Origin of the sequence: Kitasatospora sp. NPDC127035, assembly GCF_042726075.1 — a bacterium.
In the GTDB taxonomy this organism is placed as follows: Bacteria; Actinomycetota; Actinomycetes; order Streptomycetales; family Streptomycetaceae; genus Kitasatospora.
Genome location: NZ_JBHXDN010000064.1, coordinates 1 through 11723, shown reverse-complemented (window position 1 = coordinate 11723; position 11723 = coordinate 1). Strand labels below are relative to the sequence as shown.

Below are 11723 nucleotides of genomic sequence, written 5' to 3'. Positions count from 1 at the left end.
GGGGGGGGGGGGGGTTGGCGCTGGGGGGGTTCGGTGTGGGGGCGGTGGGGGGGGGTGTTGCGGGCGGCGTCCGGCGCGGGGGCCCGCCCCGCGCCCCCCCGGTCGGCGCCGGCGGGGTGGGGGGCCGGCCGCCCCGCCGTTCCGTGCTGCGGGGACGGGCCGGACCGTCAGGGGGTGCCGTGCGCCCGCGGATCGGCCGCCACGGCCTTCATCGGCGGCTTCGCGGCCACGGCCTTGACCGGCGGCTTCGCGGCCACGGCCTTCATCGGCGGCTTGGCCGCGACGGCCTTGACCGGCGGCTTGGCAGCCGTGACCTTGGCCGGGGGCTTCTTGCCCACGGCCTCGACGGAGGCGACGGGCTCGGCCGAGGCCGTGCCCGCGCCGAGCAGGCCGACCACGGGCAGCGCCGCGATCGCCCCGCCCGCGAGGGCCAGGCGCGTACGCCGCCGCCGCACGGGGGCGGCGTCCCGGCCGGCGACCGGGGTGTTCTCGGAGCGAGGGCTCATGGGGGTTCCTCTCGTCGTGCGGGGGGCGGTCGGCTGCCCACGACGATAGGGCCGCCGTGGTCCCCGGACAACCGATCGCCGCTTCGTGCCGGGGAGGTGACCGAGCGGCAGGAGGAGTGACGGACGAAGGCCGGGGAGGTCGCGCGGGCGCACCCGCACGACCTCCCCGGCCCGGCCCCCCCCGACCTACGGAGGACACCCAAGTACGAGACGCCCCCGACCCCCCAGACCAGTACACGGCGGCGGACGTCATCACCACGACGATCAGCAGGCCCTGCCAGACCACGCTGTCCCCGACGTGGCCCGAGAACAGCGCGCGCATGCCCTCCACGGCCCAGTAGAAGGGGTTCCACTTGGCCACGGACTGGAGCCAGATCGGTGCCAGCGCCAGCGGCAGCAGCACCCCGGAGAGCAGTGCGATCGGCTGTGCGAGGGTGTTCACCACCGGAGCCATCGCCTCGTCGGCCGGCAGCAGCAGGGCGATGCCGTACGAGAGCGCCGACGTCATCAGCGCCAGCAGGCCGAGCAGCAGGTAGGCGAGCAGCAGGTTCACCGGGCCCACCCGCAGCCCGAACGGCAGCGCGATCAGCGTGATGATCACCGCCTGGACGAGCAGCGCCACCGTCTCGCGCAGGGCCCGTCCGAGCAGCAGGGCCAGTCGGCTGACCGGCGTCACGCGGGCCCGCTCGATGATGCCGGCCCTCAGCTCGCCGAGCAGGCTGAAGCCCGTGTACAGGCCGCCGAAGATGCAGAGCACCGCCAGCAGGCCCGGCACGTAGATCTGGTAGGTCTGGGCGTAGGTGGTCGCGCCCATCGGTTCGAGGACCGTCTTGAGCAGCGGCGCGAACAGCAGCAGGTAGAAGATCGGCTGGATCACTCCGACGGCGATCCAGATCGGTGTCCGCCACATCAGCAGCAGCTGGCGCTGGAACACCAGCCAGGTGTCGCGGGCGAGCTTCATGGGAGCCCCTCCTCGGGGATCTGAGGTCAGGACTGCTCGATGGAGCGGCCGGTGCGGGCCAGGAACACGTCGTCCAGGCTGGGTCGTTGCAGCTGGACGGTGCCCGAGGCCACGCCGGCCGCGTCGAGTGCGCGCAGCAGCCGGGGGATGGCGGCCGCGCCGTCGTCCAGGTAGAGCCGCAGGCCGTCGTCGCCGCGCAGCTCCAGTCGGTGCAGGACCGGCAGGTCGGGCTCCTCCCGCAGGGCCTTGGCGGCCGACTCGGCCTCCCCGGCGCCCAGGCCGAGCAGGACGACGTCGCCGGAGATCTCGCGCTTGAGGGTCTCGGGCGTGCCCTCGGCGACGACCTCGCCGTGGTCGACGATGGACACGCGGTCGCAGAGCGCGTCCGCCTCGTCGAGGTAGTGGGTGGTGACCACCACGGTCATGCCCTCGTCGCTCAGACGGCGGATCTCCGCCCACACGTGGCCGCGGCTGGCCGGGTCGAGGCCGACCGTGGGCTCGTCCAGGAAGAGCACCTTCGGGGAGTGGATGACGCCCAGTGCGATGTCGACCCGGCGCCGCTGGCCGCCCGAGTAGGTCCGGCACGGGCGGTCGGCGAACTCGGTGAGTTCGAAGGCATTGAGCGCCTCCTCGGCGCGGGACAGCGCCTCGGACTTGCCGCAGCCGTGCATGCGGGCCTGGAGCACCAGCTCCTCGCGTGCGGTGACGGAGTCGGTGGTGCCACCGCCCTGGGCGACGTAGCCGATCCGGCGGCGGACCTCGGCCGGGTCGGCGAACAGGTCGGCGCCGGCGATCCGGGCCTCGCCGCCGTCCGGCCGGATGAGCGTGGCGAGCATGCGGAGCGTGGTCGTCTTGCCGGCGCCGTTGGGGCCGAGGAAGCCGAAGATCTCACCCGCCGCCACGTCCAGACCGATGCCGCGAACGGCGTCGACAGAGGCCTGGCCACGTTTCTTGGAAGGGTAGGACTTGCGAAGTCCCTTGGTCTCGATCAACCAGAACTCCCGAGCGGGGATGGGTTGCCGGGGCGCCTGGGATGCGGCGCGCGGGACACCTGGGAAGTGGTGCTGCGGGCCACCCTAGGGTCTGCGGCACCCCGGAAACAATGGCCTAGACCAATGGATTGGCCTGAGGGGCACCGTCCGCGACCAGCGCCTCCACCCGGTCGGCCGCCACCGGGGCCCCGCCGCCGGCCCGCAGCGCCGCCCCGACCCGGGTCGCCGCCGCCCGGTACTCCGGGTCGTCCAGCACGGTTCGTAGCCGGACGGCCAGCTGATCGGGCGTCACCCGGGCGAACGGCACCCGCAGTCCGGCCCCGGAGGCCACCACCTGCGCCGCCACGAACGGCTGGTCGTGCCGGATCGGCGCCGTCACCAGCGGCAGTCCGTGGGCCAGCGCCTCGCCCACGGTGTTCATCCCGCCGTGGCAGAGCACCGCGTCCAGGGCGCCGCGGGCCATCAGCTCCAGGACCGGCGCCCGGTCCACCGCGACGGCGTGGGCCGGCAGCCCGGGCAGCAGGTCGAGCGGCGCCGCGAACACCGGCTGCACGTCCTCCCCGCAGAGCTCCACCGCCCGCACCGCCCGCGCCAGGAAGTCGGCGCCCAGCTCGCCGGCCAGCGTGCCCATGGTGACCAGGACCCGCCGGCGGCCCTCCACCAGCCGCTCCCAGGGGAACGCCGGATCGGCGGGCCGGTCCGCCAGCACCGGTCCGACCGGCGCGTACTCGGCGGGGAGCGGCTGCGGGCCGGTCAGTGCCGGGCCGGTGAACGCGAGCACGAGGTCCGGCGAGAACCGCGGGTCGACGTACTCCTCCTCGGGCAGCCCGGCCCGCCGCCACAGGCCCTGGAGCAGACCGGTCATCCACTCCTCGACCTGCGGCAACCCCCGGAAGGGTCGACCCAGTTCCATCGCCCCGGGCGCCAGGGTGGCCCAGGGCAGGCGGTGCCGGTGCGCCACCAGCGCCCCGGCCGGGGTGTGCTGGTCCACCAGCAGGGCGTCCGGCCGGAACTCGCGCACCGCCGCGTCCAGCGTCTTCGCGGTGAACCGCGCGTACGGGACGATGAAGCCCTCCCAGAGCGAGCGGACCGCGGCCAGCCCGTGCCCGCCCTGCGCCCGGAACGCCCGGGTGCCGGTGCCGAACACCCGGGCGTCCGGCCCGAGCAGCGGGCGCAGCACCGACTCGGTGCCGGTCCAGGCCACCTCGTGCCCGCGGGCGACCAGTTCACGGGCCAGGCCGACGGTCGGGTTGACGTGTCCGGTGAGGGGCGGCACGACCACCAGGAAGCGGCTCATCGGGCGTCCTCCGCGGGCAGCAGGCGCTCGACGTCGGCGACGGTCAGCGCCTCCAGGCCGGCCAGGTCGAGGCCGGACCGCAGCGCGCCGAGGTCGGCGGCCGGGCCGAACCGGGCGCGCAGCAGGCCGTCCAGCGCGCCGATCTCGGTCTCGTCCAGGAGCAGGTCGCCGTCCAGCCGGGCCTGCGGGGTGACCCGCGAGGCCCACGCGGGCGGCGCGTCGGCGGCCTCGACCAGCACCGCCACCAGCTCGGGGCGGACCGGCGGCGCGGCGGCCGGGTTCGCGGGGACGGGGATGTCAGGGTCGGTCATCTGTGGCTCCACCTGCTCGACGGCACGGGGGCGGGGGACGGCCGCACGGCACGGGGCGAATCCGTGGGCGGCGCGTTCGGGGAGTGTGCGGGATGTGTGCCGCAACCGCCCGAGATCACTTGTGCGGACCCGCCGGGCGTGGGAATACTAGCCCGCGTGACCGCACTGGAGGCAGTGGCCGTTCACCTCCCCCACCACACCGTGCCCATTGAGGCAGTGGGCGAGCGGATCGGCCTGACCCCACGTCAACTCAAACTCTTCCGCCGTTTCCACGGCCTGGACCAGCTGCGACTGGACCCGGACGGGAAGCTGCCCGACCTCCTCGGAGCCGCCGCCGACGCTCTCCCGGAGCTGCGCGGACGCGAACGGCACGTCCGTTTCGTGATCCATGCGCGCAGCATGCCGGTGGCCGTCCCGTACCCGCTGAACCCGCTGCACGACCTGCTCCACCGGTACGGCCTCGGCCACGCCCAGGCCTTCACCGTGACCCACCACGCCTGTGCGGTCGGCCTGCTGGCCGTCGACCTGGCCGGCCGCCTGCTCGCCGGGGATCCCGACCGGGAGGCGCTGGCCCTGGTGCTGACCGGGGAGAAGACCTTCACCAAGGACGCCCAGGTGGTGCCGGAGACCGGCATCTTCGCCGAGGGCGCGGCCGCCTGCCTGGTCAGCGCCCACGGCGAGCGCGACCGGGTGCTCTCCTACGCGGTGCGCCAGCGCCCCGAGTTCGACGGCCGGCTGGCCGAGGACCAGGATCTGCTCGCCCGCTACCAGCGGGAGTACCCCGCGGTGATGGTCGAGGCGATCGAGGCCGCCCTGGACCAGGCAGGTCTGGACCTCTCCGACCTGGTCGCGCTGCTTCCGCACAACGTCAACCAGGCATCCTGGCGGATGATCTGCCGCCGGATCGGCTTCCCGATCGGGAACGCGGTGCTGGACAACGTGCCCGCTGTCGGGCACAGTTTCGCTGCGGACGGCCTCATCAATCTGCACACCGCCGTCGGGCGGGGGATGCTCCGTCGCGGTGACCGCTACCTGCTGGCCGCCGCCGGCATCGGAGCGACGTTCTCCGCCATGGTCGTCGAGCACTGACGAGCCACCGGTCGAGCCCGATCGCCGGCTCCCGCGCCGGATTCCCTTCCGGATTCCGCGCCCACTCCCTGCCACTCCACGCACGACGGGACGGTCCCACCATGTCCGATCAAGTGGTCCAGACCACCGAAGCCGAGCTGCGCGACCGGGTCCTGCACAGCCTCGGCGAGCTGCTTCCGCGCGTCCTCAAGCGCGACCTCCCCGAGATCCCCGAGAACGCCTGCCTCTTCGACGACCTGGGCCTCACCTCGGCCGGCACCATCGAGCTCATCCTGGAGGTCGAGGAGGCGCTCGACATCCAGGTCGACGTCGAGCAGATCAGCGAGGACGACCTCCGCTCGTTGACCAAGCTCGCCCAGTACGTCGCCACGCACGTCATTCCCGAGGACTGACCGGATGGCCGCCGCATCCGCCCCGGGCCTCGGCCTGACCCGGGTGCTGGCGCGGTACACCGACGGCCGTTCCGAGCTCTCGCTCGACCCGGACCTGCGGGTGTTCGTCTCCGACCTGGTCCGCCCCTACGGCCTGCCGCTCCGCGAGGACCTGCTGACCGAGGGGGTCGGGCACGCGTACGAGGAGCTGGCCGCGGGCCTGCTCGCCGAGGCGCTCGGACCGGACGAACCGGCCGACCTGCTGATCCAGGCCTTCGACTCGCCGGACATCCGCCCCGGTGCGCCCACCTCGCTGGCGCTCAGCCGCTCCTGCGCCGGCACGCCGACCGCGCTGGCCCTGTGCGACCAGGGAACCGCCACCGCCTTCGGCGCGCTGCGCGCCGCCGTCGCGTACTGGCGGACCGGCATCGGCGGTCGCGCGGTCGTGGTGCTCGCCGAGCAGACCGCCCTGCACTACCTGCCGCCGGAACCGGTGGTCCTGCCCGAACGGCACTGCGCCGTGGTCCTGGTCTGCGAGACCGGGCCGGGCGAGAACCTGACGGTCCATCAGGAAAGCCTGATGGAGCCCGAGTCGGCGGCCAAGGAGGTGCGCCGACAGGCCGAGGCGCTGGGCGCCGACACGGCGGTCCTGCTCTCCGCCGGCCTGGACGTGCCCGACGTGGACGCGATCCGCACCCCCGCCGGGCAGCCGTTCACCGGCCTCTGGTCCGAACTCGCCGCCCGCCTGCCGGGCTGGCGGGACGAACGGCGGCCCGTGCTGCTCGCCGACCTCGACCGGCGGCTCGGTGTGCTCTCCACGCTGACCCTGCGGGCCGGGCCGTGACCGACGGCAGCAGCCCGGCCGGTGGTCGGGCCGGCCCCAACCCCGAATCCGACCCCGAGGGCGGCCGGACCGCGGACCTGATCGACGTGTGGCTGATCCCCACCGACCAGCCGGAGTCCGTGACCGAGGCCCTGTGGGGCGTGCTCGATCCGGACGAGCGTGCCCGCGCGGCGAGCCCCGACCCCGGGTTCGGCGGCCGGTTCACCGTCGTGCACGGCGCCGTCCGGCAGCTCCTCGGTGCGCGGCTCGGCTGCCGGCCCGCAGACCTCGTCCGATACCAAGGGCCGCACGGCAAACCGGAGTTGACCGCCGGGCCCGGGGCGTCGTCCGGGTCGGTCAGCCTCAACTACTCGGCCTCCGGGGCGCTCGCGGTGCTCGCGCTCGCCCGGGGGCGGGCGATCGGCGTCGACGTCGAGGAGGTCCGCGACACCCGGACCGCCACCCGTCTCGCCGGACGCTACTTCCCCGCCGGGGAGGCCGCCGCCGTCGCGGCGGACGCCCGGCCCGCCGAGCGGTTCACCGAGCTCTGGTGCCGTCGCGAGGCCTGCGTCAAGGCCTACGGCGGGCGGCTCGTCCAGGGCTTCGGCCTGCCCATGGCCGGCCCGGCGCCGCTGCTCCTCGCCGACCCGGGTGCACTCGGGCCGGGCCCGTGCCGGATCGACGACGTGCCCGTCCCCGGCCCGTTCCGTGCGGCGGTGGCCGCCGTCGGTGCCCGCCCGATCCGCGTCGCGGTCCGGGCCTGGTCGGCCGACATGCCGGCCCCGGCGCTGAACTGACGATCCGTCGGAACACTCCGGACCTCCGGTCCGGACCCCTCGGTCGGGCCGCCGACGGCGCCCCGACCCGCACCGCCGCCGGGGCGCCCCCGGCAGACCCGGCGAGCCGAAGGGCACGTACGACGTGACAGAGACCAGCGGGCGGATCACGATCCGGTACAGCGGTGCGAGTTCGGGCTCCGGCCCGCTCACCCTCGGCCAGGACAACATGATCCGCTGCATCCGCCGCGACCGCCCCGAGCAGATCAACAAGGAGTCGGTCTGGCCGGTCCCCGACCGGACCACCCTGCCCGCCGCCCTCGACGCCCTGCGCGCCCTCCTGGAGCGGCACGAGTCGTTGCGCACCGGCTTCCCGCCCGGCCCCGGCGCGGACGGCTTCCCGGAGCTCCAGAACGTCCACGGCGACGGCGAGTTCACCGTCACCACCGTCCCCGCCGGCGCCCTCGGCGAAGCCGAACTCGACCAGCTGGCCGACGAGTTGGGTCGAGCTGACGTGGCCGTCCCGTTCGACCTGGCGGCGGCCCCCCGACTGCGGTTCACCCTCCTCACGGACGGCGACCAGCTGCGCAGGCTCGTCGTCGTGGCCTGCCACGCCGGGGTGGACGCCGCCGCGGTCACCCTGCTCATCGAGGACTGGACCGCCCTCGCCGCCGGCAAGGACCTCCCGCCGGTCACCTCCCGCACCCCGCTCCAGGTCGCCGAGCAGGAGCAGAGCTCCCAGGGCCGCCGCAAGACCCAGGCCGCGCTGCGGCACTGGGAGAACATCCTCGCCACCGGCCCGCAGGTCGTCTTCGCGACCGACGGCATCACCGGACCGCCGGACGGTCTCGCCACCCTCGTGGTGCGCTCCCGCAGCGCGGCCGCCGACCTCGACATCGTCGCCCGCCGCACCGGCGCGGGCCCCTCCGTCGTCCTGCTCGCCGTCATCGCGGCCCTGACCGCCCACCGTGCGGCCCGCACCGAGCTGGTCTTCGCCGCGCTCTCGGCCAACCGCCAGCGCTCGGCGATGGCCGACCACATCGGCACCCTCGCCCAGGACGCCCTGCTCGCCCTCGACACCGACGCCGCCGACCTCGACGAGCTGATCGGCCGCGTCAAGGTCGCCTCGTTCAACGGCTACTGGAACAGCACGCTCAACGCGGACAAGGTCTGGCAGCTCATCGAGGACGTCGCCGAGCGGCGCGGCGCCAGGTTCACCCGCCAGGTCGTCGTCAACGACCTCAGCCTCACCATCCCCGAGGCGATGTCCGAGGCCCGCCCGGCTCCCACCACCGACCCCGAGGTGACCTGGCTGCCCGACCAGCCGCTCCCGGTCCGCCTCATGGTCAACATCCTCCGGGCCACCGGCAGCCTGGAGTTCGCGCTCCTGGCCTGCCCCCAGGTCCTCGACCGGGAGGAGACCGAGCGGTTCGCGCGCGCCGTGCCCGCGGTCCTCGCCGCCGCCGTCGAAGGCCCGCTCCCGCTCGCCGAACTGGCCGCGCTGAGCGGCCTGCGGCCCGCGACCCGGACCGGCGACTGGCACCGGGTCGGGGCCGACTGGATCCACCTCGACGCCGTCCGCACCCTGCTCGCCGACGCGTTCGGCCCCGACCCGCTGGTCGAGGTCTCCTGCGTCGAGGGCCGGCTGACCGCCCGGATCGCCACCACCGACCCCGCCCTCACCCCCGAGACCGCCCACCGCGCGGTGATCGCCGTCCTCCCCGGACGCGCGACGGCCGTGGCCCCGCAGCACTACGCCGTCCACCACCACACCGGCGCCGTCCCCGCCGGCTGGGCCGCGCTCCCCGCCACCGCCGAGGGCCCCGGCCGCGCCTGAGCGTGCCGGTCTCCGCCCGGCGGCTCCCCGCTGCACCGGGGCGCCGCCGGGCGGAGACTGGGGGTGGATCCTGCCCCCGAGGCTGGGAGAGCCATGCTGCTCGGACTCACCACCGCCCTGGTCGCCACCGTCTGCTTCGGCTTCGGGTCGGTCTTCCAGGCACGCGGCGCGCGGGAGGCGCCGAAGGCGGACCGGGTGCAGGTCGGACTGCTGGCCGCGCTGCTCCGCTCCTGGCAGTTCCTGCTCGGTACCGGTCTGGACGTCGCCGGCTTCGCGCTGAGCATCGTCGCGCTGCGCACGCTGCCGCTGTTCCTGGTCCAGGCGGTCACCAACGCGAGCCTCGCCGTCACCGCCCTGGCCGCCGCCCGCCTGCTCGGCGCCCGGCTGCGCCGGAGCGACCTGCTGGGCATCGCCGCCGTGGTGGCCGGCCTCACCCTGCTCGCGCTGGGCTCCGGGAGCGAGGGCCGCGACCACGCCCCGGCCGTGTTCCACTGGGCGCTGCTCGCCACGACGGCGCTGATGCTGCTGCTCACCCTCGTCCTCGCCCGCCGGAGCGGCAACGCCGCGGCGGCCGGTCTCGGCCTGCTCGCCGGGGTCGGCTTCGGCGTGACGAGTCTGGCGGTCCGGGTCCTCGACGTCTCCGGGCCGCTCACCGTGTTCACCGATCCGGCGGGGTACGCGCTGGCCGTCGGCGGTCTCGGCGGGTACCTCGCCTACGCGCTGGCGTTGCAGCGGGGCACGGTGACCGCCGCCACCGCCGCCGGCACGATCTCCGAGACCTTCGGCCCGGCGCTGGTCGGGGTGGCGGCCCTCGGTGACGCGGCCCGGCCCGGTTACGCCTGGTGCGCGCTGACCGGCTTCGCGGTCGCGGTCGGGGGCACCGTCGTGCTGTCCCGCTTCGGCGAGGTCGAGGCCGAGCTGGGACCGGCCCCGACCGGCGACGGCGCCCGGGCGGACCCCGCGCCGGGCCGTGCCCCCGCGCCGGGCCCGGTCGCCCGGACGGCTCCGTCGTGCGAAGGTGGCATGCCGGACAAAAAGGACGGCCAGGTGCGCTCAGAGCGGCAGGTGCCATGACGACGGACGAAGCCCCGCCACCCTCGCGGCGGAAACGGCCCCGCCCCGCCGACGACCCGCCGGTCGTCCTGATCACCGGAGCCTCCTCCGGTATCGGCGCGGCCACTGCCGGCCGCCTCGCCGCGGCCGGCTGGCGCCTGCTGCTCTCCGGCACCGACCGCTCCCGGCTGGACGCGGTCGCCGACCGCACCGGCGGGCTGCCGCTCCCCGAGGACCTCGCCAAGCCCGACGGCGCGCAGCGCCTCGCCGAGGCGGCCGTCGCCTCGGCCGGGCGGGTGGACGCCGTGATCGCCGGCGCGGGCCTGGGCTGGCGCGGTCCCTTCGCCCGGACCCCGGTCGACACCCTGGACCGGATGCTGGAGGTCAACCTGGCCGCCCCGCTGCGGCTGACCCGGCTCCTCCTGCCCGGCATGCTGGAGCGCGACCGGGGGCGGATCGTCCTGATCGGCTCGATGGCCGGCCAGGTCGGGGTCCGCGACGAGGCGGCGTACGCGGCGACCAAGGCCGGGCTGACCATGTTCGCCGAGAGCCTCTGGTACGAGCTCCGGGGCACCGGCGTCGGTGTCCGGCTGGTCCTCCCGGGCGCGGTGGACACCCCGTTCTTCGCCAAGCGCGGCACGCCGTACCAGCGCGAACGCCCCCGCCCGGTCAGCCCGGAGCGGGTGGCCGGCATCGTCGTCGACGCCGTCACCACCGCCCGCGACCGGGTCTTCGTGCCGCGCTGGCTGGGCTACCCGGCCCGGATCCACGGCGTCGCCCCGGGCGTGTTCCGGCGGATGGCGTCCCGGTTCGGTTAGGCGCCGGTGGGCCGGGGTCGGGCCCGGGGCCGGGGGAGCGGTACGAGCGGCCGGCCGGGTGGGCCCGGGGCCCGGGCGCTCGGCGGCGCCGCGCTGGTCGCCGCCGGTGCCGAACTCCTCCACCTCGCCCCGGCCGCCGTGCGGCTGCCGCCGGTCCGGCGCCTCGCGGCCCGGCGCACCGCCGGGTACGGCGACCCCCGGCACGTCGCGCTGACCTTCGACGACGGGCCCGACCCGCGCGGTACCCCGGAGATCCTCGACGCCCTCGACGCGCTGGGCCTGCGCGCCACCTTCTTCCTGCTGGGCACGATGCTGGAACGCGCGCCCGGACTCGGCCGCGAGCTGGTGACCCGTGGCCACGAGGTCGCCGTCCACGGGTGGTGCCACCGGCGCCAGTGGTACCCGGACCCCGCCCGCGACCTGCGCGAACTGCGCCGCGTCACCGAGGCGGTCACCGATCTCTGCGGCGCCCGCCCGTCCTGGTACCGGCCGCCGTACGGCGTGCTGGCCGCCGGTCAGGCCCTCGCCGCCCACCGCCTGGGCCTGCGGACCGTGCTGTGGACCACTTGGGGCCGGGACTGGGTCGCCGGTGCCACCGGCGGCTCCGTCTACGGCACCGCCCGGGCGGGTCTCACCGGGGGTGCCACCCTCCTCCTGCACGACTCCGACTGCACCTCGGCCCCCGGTTCCTGGCGCGCGACGCTCGACGCGCTCCCCCTGATCGCCGACCACTGCCGCGACCGTGCGCTCCGGCTGGGCCCGCTCCGCGACCACGGCGTTCCGGCCCCCGGCCCCGGGGGGGGGCCCCCGTAGACGGGGGGCCCCCCCCCGGGGACCATGTCAAACCAGGGCGGTCGCATATAAAAAAAAAAACCAGGCGAACGAAGTT

The 11723-nt window shown here is 75.5% G+C and carries 12 protein-coding genes and 1 pseudogene; 8 read left to right on the top strand and 5 right to left on the bottom strand.

From position 1 onward, the window contains the following. Positions 1 to 167: 167 nt before the first annotated feature. From ACFWIC_RS32140 to ACFWIC_RS32120, 5 genes and pseudogenes are all read right to left on the bottom strand, one after another. The gene (locus ACFWIC_RS32140) at positions 168 to 506 is read right to left on the bottom strand and encodes a hypothetical protein (protein WP_329951847.1); all 339 of its coding nucleotides are present in this window, start codon (positions 504 to 506) and stop codon (positions 168 to 170) included. A gap of 307 nt (positions 507 to 813) precedes the next feature. Further along, a pseudogene (locus ACFWIC_RS32135) lies at positions 814 to 1416 on the bottom strand (ABC transporter permease); the annotation flags it as partial. 77 nt (positions 1417 to 1493) lie between these two features. Then, positions 1494 to 2459 carry an ATP-binding cassette domain-containing protein gene (locus ACFWIC_RS32130; RefSeq protein WP_329951845.1) on the bottom strand — a complete coding sequence of 322 codons (966 nt, stop codon included), beginning with the start codon at positions 2457 to 2459 and terminating at the stop codon, positions 1494 to 1496. Between the two features lie 115 nt (positions 2460 to 2574). Then, on the bottom strand, positions 2575 to 3756 hold the full coding sequence (locus ACFWIC_RS32125; protein ID WP_329951844.1) for a glycosyltransferase: 1182 nt from the start codon (positions 3754 to 3756) through the stop codon (positions 2575 to 2577). Continuing rightward, the gene (locus ACFWIC_RS32120) at positions 3753 to 4067 is read right to left on the bottom strand and encodes a hypothetical protein (protein WP_329951843.1); all 315 of its coding nucleotides are present in this window, start codon (positions 4065 to 4067) and stop codon (positions 3753 to 3755) included. Before ACFWIC_RS32120 ends, ACFWIC_RS32125 begins: the two co-directional genes overlap by 4 nt. A 156-nt stretch (positions 4068 to 4223) precedes the next feature. On the opposite strand from ACFWIC_RS32120, the gene ACFWIC_RS32115 reads away from it, so the two are divergent. From ACFWIC_RS32115 to ACFWIC_RS32080, 8 genes are all read left to right on the top strand, one after another. After that, complete coding sequence (locus ACFWIC_RS32115) at positions 4224 to 5156, top strand: 3-oxoacyl-[acyl-carrier-protein] synthase III C-terminal domain-containing protein (RefSeq protein WP_380520636.1); 933 nt, start codon at positions 4224 to 4226, stop codon at positions 5154 to 5156. Between the two features lie 101 nt (positions 5157 to 5257). Beyond that, a complete protein-coding gene (locus ACFWIC_RS32110) occupies positions 5258 to 5548 on the top strand; it encodes an acyl carrier protein (RefSeq protein ID WP_329881219.1) in 291 nt (96 codons plus the stop codon). A gap of 4 nt (positions 5549 to 5552) precedes the next feature. Continuing rightward, the gene (locus tag ACFWIC_RS32105) at positions 5553 to 6371 is read left to right on the top strand and encodes a hypothetical protein (RefSeq protein WP_329951842.1); all 819 of its coding nucleotides are present in this window, start codon (positions 5553 to 5555) and stop codon (positions 6369 to 6371) included. Continuing rightward, the gene (locus tag ACFWIC_RS32100; protein ID WP_380520635.1) at positions 6368 to 7147 is read left to right on the top strand and encodes a 4'-phosphopantetheinyl transferase family protein; all 780 of its coding nucleotides are present in this window, start codon (positions 6368 to 6370) and stop codon (positions 7145 to 7147) included. The genes ACFWIC_RS32105 and ACFWIC_RS32100 overlap by 4 nt, the downstream gene beginning before the upstream one ends. 124 nt (positions 7148 to 7271) lie before the next feature. After that, a complete protein-coding gene (locus ACFWIC_RS32095) occupies positions 7272 to 8963 on the top strand; it encodes a condensation domain-containing protein (RefSeq protein ID WP_380520634.1) in 1692 nt (563 codons plus the stop codon). 93 nt (positions 8964 to 9056) lie between these two features. Beyond that, on the top strand, positions 9057 to 10037 hold the full coding sequence (locus tag ACFWIC_RS32090; protein ID WP_355406885.1) for a DMT family transporter: 981 nt from the start codon (positions 9057 to 9059) through the stop codon (positions 10035 to 10037). Then, positions 10034 to 10834 carry an SDR family NAD(P)-dependent oxidoreductase gene (locus ACFWIC_RS32085; RefSeq protein WP_380364725.1) on the top strand — a complete coding sequence of 267 codons (801 nt, stop codon included), beginning with the start codon at positions 10034 to 10036 and terminating at the stop codon, positions 10832 to 10834. Before ACFWIC_RS32090 ends, ACFWIC_RS32085 begins: the two co-directional genes overlap by 4 nt. 6 nt (positions 10835 to 10840) lie before the next feature. Beyond that, positions 10841 to 11647 (top strand): polysaccharide deacetylase family protein, encoded by an 807-nt coding sequence (locus ACFWIC_RS32080; RefSeq protein WP_380520633.1) that lies wholly within the window; start codon positions 10841 to 10843, stop codon positions 11645 to 11647. The last annotated feature ends 76 nt before the right edge of the window (positions 11648 to 11723 follow it).